Origin of the sequence: Pseudomonas sp. RIT-PI-AD (genome assembly GCF_025642785.1) — a bacterium.
Classification (GTDB): domain Bacteria; phylum Pseudomonadota; class Gammaproteobacteria; order Pseudomonadales; family Pseudomonadaceae; genus Pseudomonas_T.
Map to the genome: position 1 here is coordinate 57,347 of NZ_JANZKU010000019.1, position 20,166 is coordinate 77,512.

15 protein-coding genes are annotated in these 20,166 nt (G+C 67.6%); 7 read left to right on the forward strand and 8 right to left on the reverse strand.

The window, feature by feature from the left end:
* Positions 1-11: 11 nt before the first annotated feature.
* Positions 12-983, forward strand: a complete 972-nt coding sequence (locus OGL92_RS16310) for a glycosyltransferase family 2 protein (RefSeq protein WP_263145403.1) — start codon at positions 12-14, stop codon at positions 981-983.
* Entirely contained in the window at positions 980-2,740 is a 1,761-nt protein-coding gene (locus tag OGL92_RS16315; RefSeq protein WP_263145404.1) for a hypothetical protein, read from the forward strand. Before OGL92_RS16310 ends, OGL92_RS16315 begins: the two co-directional genes overlap by 4 nt.
* 19 nt (positions 2,741-2,759) lie before the next feature.
* Here OGL92_RS16315 and tadA read toward each other — a convergent pair whose 3' ends face one another.
* The 4 genes from tadA to OGL92_RS16335 all read right to left on the reverse strand — a co-directional run bounded on the left by tadA (position 2,760) and on the right by OGL92_RS16335 (position 7,433).
* Positions 2,760-3,260: a tRNA adenosine(34) deaminase TadA gene (gene tadA / locus OGL92_RS16320; protein ID WP_263145407.1), complete on the reverse strand. Its 501-nt coding sequence runs from the start codon at positions 3,258-3,260 to the stop codon at positions 2,760-2,762.
* Entirely contained in the window at positions 3,257-4,627 is a 1,371-nt protein-coding gene (locus tag OGL92_RS16325; RefSeq protein WP_263145409.1) for a multicopper oxidase family protein, read from the reverse strand. Before OGL92_RS16325 ends, tadA begins: the two co-directional genes overlap by 4 nt.
* Positions 4,628-4,833: 206 nt before the next feature.
* Complete coding sequence (locus OGL92_RS16330) at positions 4,834-6,417, reverse strand: iron ABC transporter permease (protein ID WP_263145411.1); 1,584 nt, start codon at positions 6,415-6,417, stop codon at positions 4,834-4,836.
* Positions 6,418-6,419: 2 nt separating this feature from the next.
* Complete coding sequence (locus OGL92_RS16335; protein ID WP_263145413.1) at positions 6,420-7,433, reverse strand: extracellular solute-binding protein; 1,014 nt, start codon at positions 7,431-7,433, stop codon at positions 6,420-6,422.
* Positions 7,434-7,667: 234 nt separating this feature from the next.
* On the opposite strand from OGL92_RS16335, the gene OGL92_RS16340 reads away from it, so the two are divergent.
* Positions 7,668-8,870 carry a DKNYY domain-containing protein gene (locus tag OGL92_RS16340; protein WP_263145415.1) on the forward strand — a complete coding sequence of 401 codons (1,203 nt, stop codon included), beginning with the start codon at positions 7,668-7,670 and terminating at the stop codon, positions 8,868-8,870.
* Between the two features lie 10 nt (positions 8,871-8,880).
* On the opposite strand, the gene OGL92_RS16345 is transcribed toward OGL92_RS16340, so the two are convergent.
* The 3 genes from OGL92_RS16345 to OGL92_RS16355 are packed head-to-tail and all read right to left on the reverse strand — an operon-like array spanning position 8,881 to position 12,900.
* On the reverse strand, positions 8,881-10,092 hold the full coding sequence (locus tag OGL92_RS16345; RefSeq protein ID WP_263145417.1) for a CDP-glycerol glycerophosphotransferase family protein: 1,212 nt from the start codon (positions 10,090-10,092) through the stop codon (positions 8,881-8,883).
* The gene (locus OGL92_RS16350) at positions 10,079-11,350 is read right to left on the reverse strand and encodes an oligosaccharide flippase family protein (protein ID WP_263145419.1); all 1,272 of its coding nucleotides are present in this window, start codon (positions 11,348-11,350) and stop codon (positions 10,079-10,081) included. Before OGL92_RS16350 ends, OGL92_RS16345 begins: the two co-directional genes overlap by 14 nt.
* Before the next feature lie 53 nt (positions 11,351-11,403).
* Complete coding sequence (locus OGL92_RS16355; protein WP_263145422.1) at positions 11,404-12,900, reverse strand: HAD-IIA family hydrolase; 1,497 nt, start codon at positions 12,898-12,900, stop codon at positions 11,404-11,406.
* A gap of 713 nt (positions 12,901-13,613) precedes the next feature.
* Here OGL92_RS16355 and OGL92_RS16360 point away from each other — a divergent pair.
* The 3 genes from OGL92_RS16360 to OGL92_RS16370 all read left to right on the forward strand — a co-directional run bounded on the left by OGL92_RS16360 (position 13,614) and on the right by OGL92_RS16370 (position 17,480).
* The gene (locus tag OGL92_RS16360) at positions 13,614-14,123 is read left to right on the forward strand and encodes a sigma-70 family RNA polymerase sigma factor (protein ID WP_263145424.1); all 510 of its coding nucleotides are present in this window, start codon (positions 13,614-13,616) and stop codon (positions 14,121-14,123) included.
* On the forward strand, positions 14,120-15,052 hold the full coding sequence (locus tag OGL92_RS16365; protein ID WP_263145427.1) for a FecR domain-containing protein: 933 nt from the start codon (positions 14,120-14,122) through the stop codon (positions 15,050-15,052). The genes OGL92_RS16360 and OGL92_RS16365 overlap by 4 nt, the downstream gene beginning before the upstream one ends.
* Before the next feature lie 76 nt (positions 15,053-15,128).
* Complete coding sequence (locus tag OGL92_RS16370; RefSeq protein WP_263145430.1) at positions 15,129-17,480, forward strand: TonB-dependent siderophore receptor; 2,352 nt, start codon at positions 15,129-15,131, stop codon at positions 17,478-17,480.
* Between the two features lie 200 nt (positions 17,481-17,680).
* Here OGL92_RS16370 and OGL92_RS16375 read toward each other — a convergent pair whose 3' ends face one another.
* Positions 17,681-18,568 carry a DMT family transporter gene (locus OGL92_RS16375; RefSeq protein WP_263145433.1) on the reverse strand — a complete coding sequence of 296 codons (888 nt, stop codon included), beginning with the start codon at positions 18,566-18,568 and terminating at the stop codon, positions 17,681-17,683.
* 163 nt (positions 18,569-18,731) lie between these two features.
* Here OGL92_RS16375 and OGL92_RS16380 point away from each other — a divergent pair, with 163 nt between their 5' ends.
* Positions 18,732-20,084 carry a PLP-dependent aminotransferase family protein gene (locus OGL92_RS16380; RefSeq protein WP_263145463.1) on the forward strand — a complete coding sequence of 451 codons (1,353 nt, stop codon included), beginning with the start codon at positions 18,732-18,734 and terminating at the stop codon, positions 20,082-20,084.
* The last annotated feature ends 82 nt before the right edge of the window (positions 20,085-20,166 follow it).

Genomic DNA, 20,166 nt, shown 5'->3' on the forward strand with positions numbered 1-20,166 from the left:
ACGGGACAACCATGAAAGTCGCCATCGCCATCCCCTGTTACAAAGTTCGCGCCCATATCCTCCAAGTGCTGGCCGCCATGCCGAGCATGGTGACCAAGGTCTACGTGATCGACGACTGCTGCCCCGACGGCAGCGGCACCTTCGTCGAGGAAAACTGCCAGGACCCGCGCGTCCAGGTGTTGCGCAACCCGGTCAACCTGGGGGTGGGCGGCGCCGTCATCACCGGCTACCGGCAGGCGATCGCCGATGGCATGGACATCGTGGTGAAGGTCGACGGCGACGGGCAGATGGACCCGCGCCTGATCCCCTATTTCGTCCGTCCGATCCAGCGCGGGCGCGCCGACTACACCAAGGGCAACCGTTTCTACCGGCACGAGTCGCTGCGCGACATGCCCAAGGTGCGCCTGATCGGCAATGCCATGCTTTCCTTCCTGTCCAAGCTGAGCTGCGGCTACTGGAACATGATGGACCCCACCAACGGCTACACCGCGATCCATACCCATGTGTTGCAGGAACTGCCGCTGGAGAAGCTGGAAACCCGCTATTTCTTCGAGACCGACATGCTGTTCCGCCTGAATACCGTGCGCGCGGTGGTGAAGGACATCCCGATGGACGCCATCTATGCCGACGAGACCTCGGGCTTGGACGTGCGCAAGGTGCTGCCCGAATTCGCCCGCAAGCACCTGTCGCGGCTGCTCCGCCGCTACGTCTACAACTACTGGCTGCGCGACTTCAACATCGGCTCGCTGTACAGCCTGCTGGGCACCCTGTTCGTGCTCGGCGGGACCCTGTTCGGCCTCAGCGAATGGCTGAGCAGCGACCTGCACGGGGTACCCGCCACCAGCGGAACCGTGATGCTGGCGGGGCTGCCGATCCTGATCGGCACGCAATTGCTGATCGCCTTCCTGCACCACGACATCAGCAGCACGCCGCAGGAACCCCTGCACCCTCAACTGACCCCGCACTCGATACCGATCGAATGAGCATTCGCCTCGCCTCCCTCCGGGAACCCCGATACCTCGCGCTTCTGTTCGGCCTGTGGGCACCGCTGCTGGTCCAGCAGCTGTGGTACAGGCTATCGCCGTTCGCCACGCTGCAGGCCTTCGATACGCGGGTCACCTACCTGCCCCTGGCGCGGCGTTTTCTGGAGGATGCCCCGGCGCTGTTCGCCGATCCGGCGCACCTGATCGTCGCGCCGGGTTCCTTCATCTACCTGGCGCTGTTCGGCGCGGACAACGATTTCGCGGTGCAGGCCAACCTGGTGCTCTCTGGCCTGATCCTGCTGCTGGCGTTCGACAGCCTGCGGCGCACCGCCGGCTTCGCCGCCGGAGCCGCGGTCGCCTGGCTGATCGCCGTGGCGCCGCTGCTCCCGGAAGTGCTGGTGCCGGCCCTGAGCGAGCCGCCGCAGCTGTTCTTCGTCAGCCTCTGGCTATGGTGCTCGGCGATCCTCGTCGGCACGCCGGAAAAACGCTGGCCGGTCGTCCTGGGCGGCATCGCCCTGCTCTGTTCCATCCTGGTTCGCGCCACCTACGTCTATTGGATCCTCGCCGCCCTGGGCGCCTGCGCTCTGCTGATCGGCAAAGGCTCGCCGACGGTCAGGCGCAGCGCCCGCGGGCTGCTGGTCCTGCATCTGATCGCCGGTGCCGGCGCGTTCGCCTACATCGCCTACAACAAGGTCGAGTTCGACCTGCCGATGGTGGCCACCGGCAGCGGAGCCGCGCTGTACTTCGGCAGCAACCCGGCGGTCGCGGGCTACGAGCCGCCCTACTACGGCCTGCTGCACGATCACACGCTGGTGGTCGACGACTTCCCCCACCTGTCGCTCGAGGGCGAGCGGCGCCTGGGGAAAGTCGCCAAGGCCGTGCTGGCCGATCTGCCCGCCCCGGCCCTCGCCGAACTGCTGACGCAGAAGGCCGGCGCCACCCTGTTCTTCAGCCAGGCCACGCTGAGCCGGCATTTCTTCAACGAGCGGGCCTGGCGGGTGCTGCTCCTCAGCCTCGCCTGCTTCGGTCTGTGGAGCCACCGCCAGCGGCTGTTCGCCTGGCTGCTCGCGTGCGTGGTGGCCTACCAGCTGGCGATCCTCCTGCTGGTGATGCACAGCGCCCGTTACTCCGTCGGCGCGCTGGAGCTGCCCCTGACCCTGATGGCCGGCCTCGGCCTCGGCGCGCTCTGGCATGCGCCCCGACGCCTGCCCAGCCTGGCCGGTTTGGCCGGGGTGGCGCTGGTGGGCATGGCGCTGGGCTACCTGCACCAGCGCTACAGCCGGCCCTTGATGCCGGACCTGAGCCATGTCCATCACCAGCGCGTGGCCCGCGCCGACCCCGGCGCGCTGCGCTTCGAAGGTATCGAGGGCAATCCTTTCAGCGCACAGGGCGGGCGGGTGACGGCGAAGGACGCCGCCATCGTCTGGCCGGGCATCGGCTTCAAGGTCTTGGGCGGTTTCCCGGTGGTGCGTTTCGACGCCCGGGACTTTTCCCCGTCCTGCGACTACCTCCAGCTGGACTACTTCAGGCCGGACGGCGAGATGCGCAGCAGCCGCTTGCGCCTCAACCACATGAGCCCACCCCAGACCCTGAGCATGGGCACCTTGCGGGTCGATGCGCTCGAACCCATGGGCGGCACGATGAAGGTCAGGTTCAGGTGTCCCAAAGGCACGCTGCTGAAAGTGGACAACCTGGAAATCCACGCCGTCACCAACGCCCAGTACTACCGGGAAAAGGCCGGGCTCCCCCCACGCTGACCCGTGCCGGCGGGGGCGCTCACTCGCCCGCCTGGCGGCGCGTCCTGAAGAATTCGCGGAGCATCTCGCCGCTCTCCTCGGCCAGCACGCCGCCTTCCACCAGCACCTGGTGGTTGAGGAAGTCCTGGCTGAAGAACTGCCCCCGGCTGATCGCCACGCCGGCCCGTGGCTCGGTGGCGCCATACACCACCCGGGCGATCCGCGAATGCACGATCAGCCCCGCGCACATGCTGCACGGCTCCAGGGTGACGTACAGGGTGCTGCCGGGCAGGCGGTAGTTGCGGGTGGCCGCGGCCGCCGCGCGCACCGTGACCATTTCCGCGTGGGCGCTGGGGTCGTGGGTCGAGATCGGGCAGTTGTAGCCGCGCCCGATCACTTCGCCGTCCTGCACCAGCACCGCGCCCACCGGCACTTCGCCCAGGGCCATGCCGGCACGCGCCAGGGCCAGCGCCTCGCCCATGAAGTGCAGGTCCTGGCTACGGTCGATGATTCGCGGGCGGCGCGGCGGTCTCGGTTTCACTTGACCTCGATGGCGGCCATCAGGCCGGTTTCCATGTGATCGATCACGTGGCAATGGAACATCCAGACGCCGGGGTTATCCGCCACCAGGGCCACCCGCGCGGTCTCGTTCTTGCCCAGCAGGTAGGTGTCGGTGAAGTACGGCACGATGCGTTTACGGTCCGAACTCAGCACCTTGAACGCCATGCCGTGCAAATGGATCGGGTGCTGGTACTGGGCCATGTTGCGCAGTTCGAAGATGTAGTGGCCGTTGCGCTTGAGGGTCGCGATGGGCCGGTCGGCGCAAGTCTTGTCCTTGATGTCCCAGGCGATGCCGTTGATCTGCCAGAAACTGTAGGCGCCGCCCCGCTCGACGTTGCTCGACAGCGCCGCGGTCCACTCGAAATTGAAGCGCAGGGTTTCCGCCTTCTGCAGATCCGGCTCGGGGATCGGGTTAGGCGGCAGCGCGGCCGGCCAGTCGCCGGGAGCCTGCTCGCTGGCCAGGCTCTTCAAGGTGGCCAGGCGCAGCGGCCCGTTGCGCAGGGACAGCTCGCTGCCGGCGGCGGGAACCTTCAGCGCGAGCTCGATGCGCATCCCCGGCCCCAGCCAATATTCCTTGCCCAGCGGGCGCGGCACGATGGGGTTGCCGTCCAGCGCGTAGATGCGCGCCTCGGCGCCGGGCAGGTTGAGTCGGTAGGTGACGGTATTGTCCAGGTTGAGCAGGCGCAGGCGCACCACCTGGCCGGCCGGCAGCTCGAGCACCGGCGCCGGCTTGCCGTTGAGGGTGGTGAGCCGCCCGCGTGTGCCTTCCCGGGCGGCCTCGCGGGGCACGCTGAAGGCGGTGAAGCGGCCCTCGCTGTCCACATGCCAGGTCTTCAGGCTCAGGGTGCGCTCGTGGAGGAAGCCGCTGGGTTCGCGCTCCTCGACGATCAGCGGGCCGACCAGGCCGCGCCCGAGCTGCTCGGAACTGCTGGTGTGGGGGTGGTACCAGAAGCTGCCGGCATCCGGGGTGAGGAAGCGGTAATCGAAATACTCGCCGGGCAGCACCGGCAACTGTGAGACGTAGGGCACCCCGTCCATCTCCAGGGGCAGGCGGATACCATGCCAGTGGATGGTGGTGGGCTCGTCCAGCCGGTTGATGAAGCGCACCCGCAGCCAGTCGCCCTGCCGGCAGCGCAGCTCCACGCCCGGCACCTGCCCGCCGTAGGCCCAGGCGGTGCTCGGGTGCCCAGGCACCAGCTCCACGTCGAGCGGCGCGGCGATCAGTTCGTAGTCATGGGTAGCGGCGTTCTCCGGCCGGCCCAGCCAATAGCGGACGCCACCGGCGCCAAGGCCGACGACACCGAGTCCGGCCAGGCCGGTCAGGATTTGTCTGCGGGTGAAAGACATGGGATCAGGTTCCTCGTCGGAAAGGCTTCGCGGGACCCATCAGGCGTTCGGTCCGTTCAGGTTCTGCAGACCTCGGTGCCCCTCTGGCGGGGGCCAGCTCGTCGACCCGCGCGCGGGACGGGTCGATCGGACGCCGCGCATTCTGGCACAGCGGGCGGTGCCTTTGGCAGCGGCGCCCTGCGACACGGCGCCACCGCCGGCATCGCTCAGGCCCCCTGCTGACGCAGATAGGCGCGGGTGGTGAGCAGGTAGACCGGTAAACCGGACACCAGCACCAGCAAGGCCGCATAGGGCGCCGCAGCGGCGTACTCCAGGTTCGCGGTGTGCGACCACACCGCCGTCGCCAGGGTGTCCAGGCCGGTGGGGCCGAGGATCAGGGTGGCCGTCAGCTCCTTCATGCAATCGAGGAACACCAGCACGAAGCCCGCGCCTATGGCCGGGAAGATGATCGGCAGGGTCACCCTGAGGAAGGTCGACATCGGCGTGTGGCCCAGGGTGCGCGCGGCCTCCTCCAGTTGCGGTGAGGCTTTCTCCAGGGCCACGCGGATCGGCCCCTGGGCCATCGGCATGAACAGCAGCGCATAGGCGATCAGTAGCAGGCTGGCGGTCTGGTACAGCGCCGGCACGTAGCCCAGGGCGAAAAACACCAGGGACAAGGCGATCACCAGCCCCGGCAGGGCGTGCAGCAGGTAGGGCAGGCGGTCGGCCAGCCAGGCCAGGCGCCCGTGGTAGCGCACCACCACCAGGCACACCGGCAGCGCCAGCAGGCAACTGAGCAAGGCACCGCCGAAGGACAGCGACAGGGAAGAGCCGAGGGTTTCCAGGATGGTCATCAGCGGGAAGCTGGCGGAGCTGCCTTCGACGATCCAGAAGCCGAGCATGCTCAACGGCGTACCGCAGCCGATCGCCACCAGCGCCACCAGCGCCAGTTGCGCCGGCACCGCCCAGGCTCCCAGGCGGACCGGCGCCGAGCGCCGCGCGGCGCCCTGGCCGGTGCGGGCGAAGCCACGGCCGCGCAGGCGGAACTCGCCCCAGAGCATCAGCATGCACAGCGCCAGCAGCAGCGCGGAGAGCATGGCCGCATTGGCGTTGCTGAACTCGAGTTCGAACTGTTGGTAGATCGCCGTGGTGAAGGTCTGGTAACGCATGATCGACGGCGCGCCGAACTCCACCAGCATGTGCACCGCCACCAGCAGGCTGGTGGCCATCAGCGCCGGGCGCAGCAGCGGCAGGGTCACCCGCCAGAAAATCTGCCGGCGGTTGTAGCCGAGCATTCGCGCCGACTCTTCCAGGGCCGGGTCGAGGTTGCGCAGGGTCGCGGCCACCGGCAGGTAGATCAGCGGGTACTTCGACAGGATCATCACCAGCACGGTGCCGCCCAGCCCTTCGAACATCGGGCTGATGGAAATCCAGGTGAAACCGCTGACGAACGAGGGAATGGCGAACGGCAGGCACAACAGCACGTTCCACTGGCGCCGCCCGCGCAGGTCGCTGCGCTCGACCAGCCAGGCCAGGGCCAGGCCGATGGTCGCGCACCCCAGGGTGACCAGCACCATCAGCTTCAGGGTGTTGGCCAGCAGGCCGAAGACGAAGGGCCGCCAGAGCAATTGCCAGGCGACCAGCAGGCCGGTCTCGGACGCCCGGGCGACCACGTAGAACAGCGGCAACGCGGCGACCAGCACCAACGCCATCAAGGGAATCCGCAGCCAGAACGGCGGCGACTTGCGCCGCCTGCGTCCCGGGCTCGCCGACGGCGCCGGAAGCGCCTGGTCCACCACCTCGGAATGCATGATCAGTTCAGCCCGACTTCACGTTGCAGATCCAGGGCGTCTTCGGCCAGGCCGATTTCGGCGGCGCTGAGCGCGGGCGGCTTCAACTGATCGTAGGGCTTGAGCAGCGGGTCGGCCGCCACGGCTTTGTTCACCGGGTATTCGGCGGACTTGCTGAGAATGGCCTTCTGCCCTTCCTCGCTGACCATGAAAGCGAGGAATTGCTGGGCCTCCTGGGGATGCTTGCTGGCCTTCACCACCGCCGCGCCGGACACGCTGGCCAGTCCGCCGGCATCGCCATCGGCGAAATAGTGCAGCTTGGAGTTCAGCTCGCCCTTCTCTTTTTTCAGCGCCATCCAGTAGTAGCTGTTGATCAGCGCCGCGCCGATCTCACCGTTCTCGACCGCCTTCATGGCGATGACGTTGTTGGTGTAGGTGGCGCCGAAGGCCTTGAGCCCGGTGAGCCACTCCTCGGCCGCCTCGCGCCCGCTCAGGCGGATCACCGCGGCGGTCTGGCCGAGGAATTCGCCGCTGCTGGGCACGAAGGCGATCTTGCCGGCCCACTCGGGGCCGGCGACGTCCAGTACGTGCTGCGGCAGTTCGCTCTCGGCGACCCGCTTCGGGTTGTACGCCAGCACCCGGACGCGGGAGGTGATGCCCAGCCAGTTGCCGTTGTTGTCGGAGAACCGCGGATCGACCTGGGCCAGGGTGGCTTCGTCCACCTTGGCCAGCAGGCCCTGGCTGGACAGCTTGATCAGCGGCGGCGCCTCTTCGGTGTAGATGACGTCGGCCGGCGAACGCGCGCCTTCCTCGGCGATCTGGTTGGCGAGCTGGCCGCCACCGCCCTTGCGGATCAGCACCTTGATGCCGGTCTTCGCCTCGAAGGCCTGGGCCACGGCGCGGCCGGTGGCCTCGTGCTGGCCGTTGTACAGGGTCAGGGTCACCGGGTCCGCCCAGGCGGTCGGAGCCAGCAGGCCACAGGACAGGATACCGGCGCCGCACAGGCGTACCATCCGCGCTACAAGACGTGCCGTCATTCGCTATTCCCTCTCGATACTGATGTATTCGGAAAATTATACGGGCCCGCACCGGATAACTGCACATCATTCGCAAGCAGGACGCTCGCTGCGACCCTCGGTCGCGCCAACCGACGCGCCCATGCCGCCATGGCGGCGGAACCCCGCGCGCCCTTGAAAAGTCCGATCAGCACCACTCGACAACCCGCGAAAATGCCCGCCCGCCGGCCGGCCGCAGTACGAGGAAAAATCGCCATGCAACCAGCCTTCATCGCCCGTCCCACGGACTCGCCGAGCAGGCTCGTTCGGAAATTCGGCGCGACCGCGCTGCTGGTCCTGGCGGCCGGCCTTGGCGGTTGCTCGGGCACGCTCCTGGATGAAACAGTCAGCGCCAACTACTACCGCACGCCGTTCGGCGACATCGCCTACATTCCCGGCGGCAACGCCTTCGAGCGCGGACGCACGCTGATCGAAGGCGCCGACGCCGCCAGCTTCCGCCCCCTGTCGCAGCGCTATGCGCGCGATCGCCAGCGGGTCTACTACACCTGGCGACCGATCGAGGCCGATCCGGCCAGCTTCACCGTCCTGGCGGAAGACTTCGCCCGCGACGACCGGCACCTGTTCCGTTACGGCTATCGCATCGATCACCTCGACCCGGCCACCACCCGGCGGGTCGGCCGCCATTACCTGGCAGACGCCCGCGCCGCCTGGTATGGCGAATTCGAAGGGGAAGACGGCCCTGTCATCCGGCGGCTGCTCGGAGCCGACCCCGCCAGCCTGAACATGGTGGGGGACGAACCCTACTTCGCCGCGGATGCCCGCGGGCTGTTTTTCATGCAATACCGCCTGCCGCTGACGCGGGCGACGGACCTGGAGGTCCTCGACGAAAATTCGGGCCCGCTGGTATTCCGCAACGGCGGCGACCTGCACAGCTTGGGTATCGCCCGGGAGGGCGCCGACCCCCTGGAGAAATATTTCAAAGTCAGCCGTACCGCCATCGACAGCCTGGTCCTGACCACCTACCACGGCCTGACCGGGCTGCGCAGCAATCCCTACTGGGCACTGCTGAATGGGCATCTGCTGGCGTACAAGCACGACGGCCGCTATGTGCCGGTGCGCGACCAGGTGAAGGCGCTGCGCTTCTTCGAGCGGAGCATCTATTACGTCCAGGCCGACCGCGAGCTGTACTACTTTTCCCCACACCAGCCGGATCGGGCCCTCAACCTCGGCCAGGTCGCCGACGACCTGGCGATCCTCGACCCCGGCTACGCGATCAACGCCGGCCGAGTGCTGTTCGAAGGCCGCCCCTTGCCGGAGGCCGATTCCAAGCGCTTCACCCTGCTGCCCGGCGAGCGCTACGACCGGGTGGACGCCCGCGACGACCGCTTTCTCTATCATCGCGGTGAAACCGTCGCGCCCTTCAGCGAGGAAACCTTACGCCAGTACCAGCACGACTGAGCCGCGGCCATCAGGCGCGTCGGGACAGGTGGGCTTCGACGTAGCGGACCACGTTCTCCGAGCAGGAACGCTCGAAGCGGTCGTTGGCCCAGGCGGCCAGGCGGGCGTAGCGACTGCGGTAGGCCTCGTCCAACCCCTGCTCGATGAAGCGCTCGAGCAGCGCCATCACCTGCGGCCAGTCGGACAGGCCCGGGGTCAGACAGATGTCCTCGTACGGTTGATAGAAGGCGCGGGTATCGCGGATGTAGTGCTGCACGTCGAACCCCGCATGGATCACCGGCTTGCCGGTCAGCAGGAAGTCGAAGAACACGCTGGAATAGTCGGTGATCAGCACGTCGTAGCGGTCGATGCATGCGTAGAAATCCGCGCTCTGGTCGAACCGGATGCGGTTCGACGCGAGAATCCGCCGCTGCAGTTCGGCGCGCAGGCGGTTGGACGGATGCAGCCGGATGGTTAGCACCATGTCCAACTCCGCGCAGCGCGCGTCCATCCAGGCGATGTCGAACCCCGCCGCGTCGAACAGCGCGTTTATCGCCTCGTCGCTGGAGGAAGAGCCCGCGGCGCCGCGGAAGGTGGGCATGTAGATGACCTCGCGGATCCGCCGGGGCTCGGCCGAAACCTGGGCGGGCGTCGCGCTGTCGTTCCGCGGATAGCCGGTCACCGCTACGGGCGTGCCCTTGAAGGCGCCCTGCAAACGCTCGGCGACGCCCCCGGAGGGCGCGACGATCAGGCTCCACCTGTTCCTCAGCCAGGGGAACAGGAAGGCCGCGAGCCGCCTCGACAGGCGGTTCTCGCTCTGCACGTGCTCGGGATCGTCGAACATGATTTTCTTCAGCGGCGTGCCATGCCAGAGCTGGCAGGAGTAAGTGTTCCTGGCCACCGCCGCGCCGAGGAAATCGCTGTCCTGGGTATGGGTGAAGAAGATCGCCCGGGCCCGGAGCTGGCAGTACAGCCCGCGCGGGCTCAGGTAGAAGCACGAATCGACCGATTGCGCCCGGAGCGCCCTGTCGAGGGTTCTCGACTTGGTGATCCAGACCGCCTCGATCCGCGGGCAATGGGTTTTCACGTAGGTATAAAGGTACTTGGGGTTGTCGCTGAAGGCCTGCCCACGCCAGGCGCCGAACACCCAGAGATCGGCCTTGCGCGGCACCAGCCAGCTCAGCGCCCACACGGGAATCTGCGCCAGGGAAGAGCCGAACTTTCCGAACCTACGCAACCCCATGTGGCTCGCCCTCCCGCATACGCTTCCTCAAGAGATACACACCCAGCACCCGCGCGACCATCACCAGGGTTTCCGTGAGCAAGGTGGCCAGGGCCACGCTCAACGGCGTGAGCGCATGGAACCCGTACAGACCCGCCAGGAATAGCAAATGCGCCAGGCCGCCGACGATCACCGTGGCGTTGGCCACCTGCACCTTGCCCAGGGCGGCGTAGGCGGAATAGCCGAACGCGACCGCGAGGTAGTTCACCAGCACCGTGCACAGGAAGACCAGGAGGACCGGAACGCCGGCGCGGTACTCCTCGCCGAAGACCCCTACCAGCAGCGGTTCGGCGCACAGCGCCAGGACGAGGCAGCCCAGCGCCAGGCCAGCCAGGCTGACGCCGAGGGCCTTGAAGAAAAAACGCCAATCCCGGTGGCGGGCCATGTAGGGAAGCAGGGCGCCGTTCAGCGGCACCGTGACGCTCTGCCCGGCCTTGTATAGCTGTTCGCATACGGAAAACAGCGCCACCCCGGCGGCACCCTGGGTGCCCAGGAAAAGGCTGTTGGCGGACGTGTAGAGCGAGACGGCGATGCGTGAGGTGAAGAACCCCGCACCCCGTCCGAGCTCTTCGCCCACCGCGCGCAACGAGGGCATCGCGATCCGATGACCCTGCGCGTGCAGGAGGTACAGACCCAGCGCCAGGCCCGCGGCCTGGGCCAGGCCCCAGCAATGGATCACGCGCAATCCGTCGGCCGGCGAGGAGACCAGCGCAAGCACCAGGACGGCGTAGAGGATCTTCGTCGCGACCATATACAGCGCCACCGGCTTCATGCGTTCCAGGCCTTGGAACAGCCAGATCGGCTGGAAGGCCTGGGCGAGGACGGCCAGGATCGCCGCGGCGAGAAACGTCCGGTAGTCGTGCAACGGCTCGTAAAGGTACGGGGCGATCAGGAACGCCGAGCCGACCACGCCGACCAGCAGGGCCTTGGCGCCGAACACCGCGCCGATCTTCCGATTCACATAGGCCCGGTCGTCGCGGTTCAGCGAGATGTCCAGGGTGGCCGACAGCGAGAACCCGTAATCGGTGACGACCAAGGCCACCTGGATGGCCGCCAGGACCATCGCGACCGTGCCGAACGCCTGCATGCCCAACTGGCGCGCGAAAAAGGGCAGCAACAGCAGCGGCACCAGGTAGTTGGCGATCTGCACGCTGCCGAGGGCGGCCGCGTTACGCGACACGCCATGCCCCAGGGCGGCTCTGAGCCTGTCGACGTTCATGGCGTCGCGTACGGGCGGATCGGCCAGGCGATGCGCTCCACTCCAGCCATCGTTTACAGATGACCGATGGAGTTTATGACGAAGTCCGGGACGATCGGCGAACTCTCCAGCTGGTCGCGGGTGGTCGCGCCGGTCAGCACCAGCAGGCCGTAGCTCGCGAGGTTCTTGGCCATCAGGATGTCGGTGTGCAGCCGGTCGCCGACGATCAGGGTGCGTTTGGGATCGAGCCCGAACCTCCTGATCAGCGGCAGCACCATGTCGCTGCTCGGCTTGCCGAATACCCTCTTCGGCTCCTTCCCGGTGGCCATCTTGATCATCGCCAGCAAGGCGCCGATATCCGGAATCGGACCGTGCTCGGAGGGGCAGAAGGCGTCGCCGTGGGTGGCCAGGATGTCGGTGCCGGCGTTGATGTGTTTGCAGGCGTCCACCAGCTTCCGATAGTCGAGCTCGGTGTCGTAGCCGACCACGACGTACTCGGGCTCAGACGCCTCCACCTGGAAGCCCTGCTCGGTCAGGAGCGTCTTGAAACTCCGGGTGCCCAGCACGTGGATTTTCTCCACGTTGGCCGCGACCAGATAATCCACCAGCGCATCGGTGGATAGCACGATCTGCGCCGGCGTGCTGTCAACGCCGATGCTGCGCAGCACCGAGACGTGGTCCGCCTTGTTCTTGGACGAGTTGTTCGACAGGAAAAAGACGTTCTTTCCCTGGGCCTTGAGCTTCTCCACCGCCCGGCTGGCGCCCTGAACCTCTTCGCGCCCGATGTACACCGTGCCGTCCAGGTCCAGCAGCACCGTGTCGATCTCCTGCAAGCGCTCGTCCAGCTTGGAAAATGTCCTGTCGGAGCGCGCGAGGTCGTCGTAGTTGTCCACCTCCACCCAGTCCAGCCCGGCGATGTCGCAGGGCATGAAGCGGAGCCGGCCGCTGCGGAAAAGCCGCTGCATGGCGACTTCGGTCCAGTCCTTCAGGTTGCGCTCGCTTTCGACGATCCGGCCGATTTCGTCGAAAAAGACCTCGGACGCTTCGCCGGAGAACTTGTAGAAGTCGATGGAGCAGGCGAACGCATCGGCTTCGTCGATGCCCTTGGAAATGTCGTCGATGTAGCCCTCGGCATCCAGGGTGATCTTCATCGACTCGCGGTTGTAGGTCGAGGTATCGACCGCCACGGCGTCCGCCGCGTCGTGCGCCATCAACCTCGCGACGATCTGCGGATCGATGCCCAGGTCGGCGTTGTTCAGGACGAAGGGCCTGCCCTTGGCGTGGGCGCGGCACAGATGCAGCGAATACATGTTGTTGGTGATTTCGTAGTCGGCGTTCTCGACGATCTCGATCCGGATGCCTTTTATATGCTTGCAATACTCCCGGATGGCGTGCCCCTCGTAACCCACCACGATGAGCAGGCGGTCGAAGCCGGCCTGCTTATAGGCATCGATCTGGTACTGCAGGATGGGCTTTCCCGCCGTCGTCACCAGACATTTGGGCTTGCTATTGGTCATGGGTCGTAAACGGGAACCGACCCCGGCCGCGAGAATGATGCCCAGCATTTCCATACCTTCTGTCCAGGACTTCCGAAACATGCTTGTTGAAAGCATGGATTATCTTGTTTTGCGGCACCCCATGCCGGGCATAGCCTGCGCAATGGGACACCTGGCACGCGGAAAATTCCACGCTCGCGACTCCGGCCCCCCGAACGCCGCCCCCGAGAGGGTGTTCCGCCGGCCCGGCTCAGCGAATGCTTGGCGGTCGCGCGGACATGGCCCGATCGAGCGCCTTCGCGCCCGAGGGAGTACCAAAGGGAGGCAGCGCAGTCGAAGCCGTTCGAGCGTGTTACGCCGATGTCTCGACAACCAGGCCTTTACGGGGGCGCTCGCCCGCGGGCGAGCTGGCAGAATCCAGGGCGAACCGCCCTGAGCAATGCGTAGCGCACGAATGTAGACGAAACGCGGGTTCAAGCAACACCAAAATGACGCGGGCCAGCCTCGCCCCGGCTTTTCCCGGCTCGCCCCAGGGTGCACGTCGTCGATAACGCACGGGCATCGAGCAGCCTCCACGCCTTCGCGGCGGTGGCGAAACGACACCCCGGCATGGCACGGCGGCTCGGCCCGGCGAGGGCCTAACACACGAACGGTCGGTGCCAGTCCAGGGGCGATAGCCAGCAGACCTCCAGCCCGGCCTTCGCGAAGCGTTGCAAGGCAGCGTTGCCAGTGTCCGCGGCGCTTTGGCATCATATGAAAACGTTTTTCATTTGAAAGATATTCTCGCCATGACCTCGCGCGCCCTCGACGTCCGCACTCGCGCCTTGCACCGTTTGTTCGGCGAGCACCACGGCTGGCTGTTCGAGCGCCTGCGCATGCGCCTGGGATGCGGCGAAGTGGCGGCCGACCTCGCCTCGGAGACCTTCGCCCAGGTCGTGGCGATGGCGGCGCCCCAGGACATTCGCGAGCCACGCGCCCTGCTGACCACCATCGGCAAGCGTCTGGTGTTCGCCCAATGGCGCCGCGCCGACCTGGAACGCGCCTATCGGGAGGCCCTGGCGGCCGAGCCGGAATCCTGGGCGCCCTCCCCCGAAGAACAGTATTTGCTGATCGAAGCGCTCCTGGAGATCGATCGTTTGCTGGACGGGCTCTCGGCCAAGGCACGGACGGCCTTCCTGATGAGCCATGTCGATGGACTGACCTACGCGCGCATCGCCACGGACCTGGGCGTGTCGGTGAGCCGGGTGCAGCAATACGTGATGCAAGGCCTGAAAGCCTGCTACCGGGCAAGCCCATGAACGCGCTGCCCGCCGCCGTCGAACAGGCCATGGAATGGCACAGCCGGCAACGCTCCGGCACCTTCGGCGCGGAGGAGCGCCGCGACTTCGAACGCTGGCTGAGCGACAAGGCGAACCGGGAAGCCTGGGAAACCCTGCAACAGCGCCTGGGGCGCATGCTGGCGCCGTTGCAGCAGCCCGGCGCGCGGCAGGCGCTCGGCGCAGCCGGCCAGCAACGCCGGGCGCTGTTACGGGGCGCATTGGCGGTGGGCGGGCTCGGCGGCAGCGCCTACCTGCTAACGCGCGCGGGTTGGCCTCTCGGTGGCCTGGGCGCGGATGTGGCCAGCGGCACCGGCGAACGCCGCCCGGTGACGCTGGCCGATGGCTCCCAGGTCTTGCTCGATGCGCAGAGCCAGTTCGATATCGACTTCAGTGCCCGCGGCCGGCGCCTGCGCTTGCGCCAGGGGCGAATGCTGGTGCAGGCGGCCGCCGATCATGACCGGCCGTTGTTCATCGACTGCCGCCAGGGCCGCATCGAACTGGGTGCCGGCCGCTGCGTGCTCGGCCTCGAAAACGACGAGGCCACCCTGTGGATGCTGGAAGGCCGGGCGCAAGCCCTGGCCGGAGCCTCGGCCCTGGCGGTGCACGCCGGGCAGGCCGCCCGCCTCGAGGCCGGCATCGCCACGCTCCTGCCCCGCCCACTGGGCGACCCGCTGGCCTGGAGCCACGGCCAGTTGGAGGCCTATGACCGCACCCTGGGCTGGGTGATCGAACGGCTACGCCCCTATCACCACGGCATCCTGCAGGTGACCGAACGCGCCTCGGCGTTGCGCATCTCCGGGGTCTTCAGCCTGGACCACAGCGACCAGGCGCTCACCGCGCTGGGCGAAATCCTGCCGATCCGCGTCGAACGCTACCTGGGGTACTGGACGCGCATCGCCACCGCCTGATTCTTTTTCTCCGCAGGCCTATAAAAAACTCCGGCTCGTCTCACATACCAGTACATCCCCCTTGTCGAGACCCGTCATGCGCCCGTTCCTGCTGCTCCCCCTGGCCCTGTGCAGTGCCAGCGTCCTCGCCTCCGACCGCCTCGTCGACTACGCCCTGCCCGCCGGCCCGCTGACGGAAACGCTGATGCGGATCGGCCAGCTCAGCGGCCGCCAGGTGCTGTTCGTGCCCGCCGACGTGCAGGGCCGCCAGGCCGCCGGCGTGAGCGGCCGGCTGGACGCGGCCGGCGCGGTGCGCCGTGCCTTGCAAGGCTCCGGGTTGCGCATTCAGCTCACCGCCAGCGGCGCGATCAGCGTCCAGCCCGGCGAAGACGGCTCGCTGACCCTGGGCAATATCGACATCAGCGGCGCCGCACCCGGGGTCGGCGCGGAGGACGACGGCGGCTATGTGGCCCACCGGGCCCGCGCGGCCACCAAGACCGACACCGACCTGGTCAAGGTGCCGCAATCGATCTCGGTGGTGACCCGCGCGGAAATGGACGCGCGCAAGAGCGACAACCTGGCCGATGCCCTGCAATACACGCCGGGCCTGCTCAGCCAGCCGAGCGGCTTCAGCCGCACCGCCGACGACTTCACGCTGCGCGGTTTCAACGTCGGCTCCGGCAGCGGCGGCATCCTGCGCGACGGCATGAAGCTGCAATCCAACCCCTACGACGGCAGCGTCGAGGCCTATGGCCTGGAGCGGGTGGAAGTCCTGAAGGGCGCGTCCTCGGTGCTTTACGGGCAGTTGTCGCCGGGCGGGGTGATCAACACGCTGAGCAAGCGCCCGACCGATACGCCGCTGCACGAACTGGGCCTGGAATATGGCAATCACGACCGCCGCCAGTACACCTTCGACCTCGGCGACCGCCTGGACGAACAGGGTCGCTTCAGTTACCGCCTGACCGGCCTGTGGCGCGACAGCGGCACCGCCTTCGATCACGTCGACGACGACCGCCGCTACATCGCCCCGGCGCTCGGTTGGCACCCCGACGACGACACGTCGCTGACCCTGCTGGCCAGCCACCAGGAAACCTTCACCCAACTGGCGCCGCCGCTGCCCTATGCCATGACCGATTACAGCGATACGGCCGGACGCAAGGTGGGCCGCCACCTGTTCGTCGGCGAGCCCGGGTACGACCACTTCAACAACCGCATGGACACCCTGGGCTATCTGTTCGAGCACCGCTTCAGCGACAGTCTGAAACTCAACCACAGCCTGCGCTATTTCCAGGCCGATACCGACTGGAACTACCTGATCCCTTACGCCCTGTCCGGCGACCGCCTGTTGCGCCGCTACAGCGAGCGCGACGAGCGCTCCACCGGCTGGACCAGCGACAACAGCCTGCAGTGGGACCTGGGGAATGCCCGCTGGCAGCACAAGGTGCTGACGGGCGTGGACTATTACCACAAGACCTACGACTCGCACCGCTCCATCAGCGCCAGCCTCGCCCAACTGGCGCCGCCCCTGGACCTGGCCGACCCGCGGCACACCGGCGTCGGTGCCAACACCGCCGCCGACAGCGGCTCGGACCTGCACAGCAACCAGGCCGGGGTCTACCTGCAGGACCAGATCACCTTCGACGAACGCTGGGTGCTGCTGCTCGGCGGGCGCCGCGACTGGGCCCGCACCGCCACCGACAGCTACGCCAGCCACAGCCGGCAGAGCCGCGACGACAGCAAGACCACCGGGCGGCTGGGCGTGGTCTACCTGTTCGACAACGGCCTGGCGCCATACCTCAGCTACAGCCAGTCGTTCCAACCCGCCAGCGTCAACAACCCGGCCTATGGCAACGCCTTCGCCCCGTTGGAAGGCGAACAGTACGAAGCGGGGTTGCGCTACCAGCCCCCTGGTAGCGACACCCTGCTCAGCGCCGCGGTGTACACGCTGACGCAGAAGAACGCCCTGAGCTACGACGCCGAGACCGCCCGCTACGTGCAATACGGCAAGACCCGCGCCAAGGGCCTGGAGCTGGAGGCCAAGAGCAGTTTCAGCGACAACCTGGACCTGAGCGCCGCCTACAGCTACACCGACGCGCGGATTCTGGAAGACCGCACCGAAGCGAACGTCGGCCGGCGCCTCGAGGCGGTGCCTTACCACAGCGCGAACCTGTGGGTGTCCTACCGCCTCGCCGACCTCGGCCTGCCCCAACTGAAGGTGGCGGCCGGCGCGCGTTACACCGGCACCACGCGCACCTCCTCATCGGGCTACGACGGCAAGATTCCGGGCTACACCCTGGTCGACGCTCTGGTCAGCTATCGCCTCGACGACCATTGGGACGTGTCGGCCAAGGCGCAGAACCTGATGAACAAGCATTACCTGTACTGCGGCACCACCTGCCGCTATGGCGACGAACGCAGCCTGATCGGCTCGGTGAACTACCGCTGGTGAGGCCACCGTCCGGGGCTCGATGCACGCCGGCTCGCAAGGATCGGCACCCCATCCGCCCCACCACCGCGCCCCCGCGCACGCGGCCTTCGAGGATACTCGCGACATAGGCGGCGCGGCTCGGCGGAGAGGGCGTCGCGTGTCGCCGATCGCCCTTGCCCGGTGCTCCGGCGCGCAGCGCCGGGCTGGAGTCCCTCTGCCCCTCAGCGAAGGTTCGCCACCGGTGCGGGTGCCGAGAAGCGCCGGGCGGCCGCCACGCACAGGCAGATGGCCAGGCTGGCGGCCAACATCGGCCAGCCGATGGCCTCGTGCAGCAGGAGCGCGGCCAGGGCCAAGCCGAGGAAGGGTTGCAGCAGCTGCAACTGCCCCACCGCGGCGATGCCGCCCTGGGCCAGGCCGCGGTACCAGAAGACGAAGCCGAGCAGCATGCTGAACAGCGACACATAGGCCAGCGCGCCCCAGGCCGGCAGGCCGATGCGCTGCCAGTCCAGCGGCTGGGTGGCCAGGCTCAGCGCCGCCATCACCGGCAGCGACAGCACCAGCGCCCAGGAGATCACTTGCCAACCGCCAAGGTGCCGCGACAGCCGGCCGCCCTCGGCGTAGCCGTAGCCGCAGACGACGATGGCGGCCAGCATCAGCAGGTCGCCGCGCCAGGACGCGGCCTGGTCCTGCATCAACGCGAAGCCGACCACGCAACCGCTTCCCAGCACCGCGAACAGCCAGAACACCGGCCGTGGCCGTTCCCCGCCGCGCAGCACGCCGAACAGCGCCGTGGCCAGCGGCAGCAGGCCGATGAAGACCACCGAGCGCCCCGCCGTGATGAATTGCAGCGCCAGGGCGGTGAACAGCGGGAACCCCACCACCACTCCGAGCGCCACCAGCACCAGCGCGGACAGCTCGCCGCGCGCCGGGCGCTTCGCCCGCAACAGGGTCAGCAGGGCCAGCGCGATCGCACCGGCGATCGCGGCTCGCGCGCTGGTCAGGAACACCGGGTCGAAGTCGGCCACGGCGATACGCGTGGCCGGCAACGAACCGCTGAAGATCACCACGCCGAGAAATCCATTGAGCCACCCACCAGACGCTTTCCGCATGACGCACCACCCTTGAGTTCATTCCGCGCCATCCTCGCCTCGTCGCCTGGACGCGACCAGAGACAGATCAGTACAATTCCGCAGAACTGTACTGATACAAAGGACGGTACGCAGCATGACGGCCTTCATCACCGCGCAGGCGGATACCCTGACCGCCCGGGTCATGCAGGAGATCCACCTGCGCATGAACCGCCGCCAACTGCCGCCGGGCGCGCGCCTGCCGTCGATTCGAGGCCTGGCGGAAACCCTGGGCGTCTCCAAATCCACGGTAGTGGAAGCCTACGACCGCCTCGCCGCCGAAGGCACCATCCAGGCCCGGCGCGGCTCGGGGTTCTACGTCTGCCAGCCGTTGCCGCCGATGGCCCTGGCCGAGATCGGCCCTCGGCTGGAACGCGAGGTTGACCCCCTGTGGGTCGCCAACCAGTCGCTCGGCGCGCAGGAAGGGCTGCTCAAGCCCGGCTGCGGCTGGCTTCCCGCCGACTGGTTGCCCCAGGAGAGCCTGCGCCGCGCCTTGCGCGCGACGGCCCGTGCCGAGGACGCGGTCCTGGCCGACTACGCCACCCCGCTCGGCTTGCCCGCGCTGCGGCAGCTATTGGCGCGGCGGCTGGGCGAGCACGCCATCGAGGCCGATCCGGAACAGATCCTGCTGGCCGATTCCGGCACCCATGCGATCGACCTCGTCTGCCGCTTCCTCCTCGAACCGGGCGACACCGTGTTGGTCGACGACCCTTGCTACTTCAATTTCCACCCCCTGCTGCGGGCACATCGGGCCAAGGTGGTCAGTGTGCCCTACACCCCGGTGGGCCCGGACGTGGCGCGCTTCGAGCAGGCGCTCGAGGCACACCGGCCGCGGCTGTACCTGACCAATTCGGCCTTGCACAACCCGACCGGCGCGACGCTCTCGCCGGTGGTCGCCCACCGCCTGCTGAAACTCGCCGAGCAGCATGCGCTGACCATCGTCGAGGACGACATCTTCGCCGACTTCGAACCGCAGCCCGCGCCCCGCCTGGCCGCGTTCGACGGCCTGCAGCGGGTGGTGCAGGTCGGCAGCTTCTCCAAGACGCTGTCCGCCTCGGTGCGCTGCGGCTACATCGCCGCGCGTCCCGACTGGATCGCCGCGCTGGCCGATCTGAAGATCGCCACCGCCTTCGGCAGCGGGCGCATGAGCGCGGAGCTGGTCTACCGCATGCTCAAGGACGGCAGCTACCGGCGGCATGTCGAGGGCTTGCGCCAGCGCCTGGGCCAGGCCATGCCGGCGGCGATCCGGCGCCTCGCCGCCCTGGGCATCACGCCCTGGCTGGAACCGCGCGCGGGCATGTTCCTCTGGTGCCGCCTACCGGACGGCCTGGATGCGGTGGACCTGGCGCGCCGCGCCCTGCGCCACGACATCGTCCTCGCGCCGGGCAATGCCTTCAGCCTGTCGCAATCGGAAAGCGCCTTCATGCGCTTCAACGTGGCGCAATGCACCGACAACCGGCTGTTCGAGGCGCTCGCGCACCTGCTTCGCCCCTGCTGACCGGCCGCTCTGGGGCGGCGAAAAAGGTTGCACGGCCATCCAGAAGGTTCGACCTGAACGCACGAATGACCGATGAGGTCGA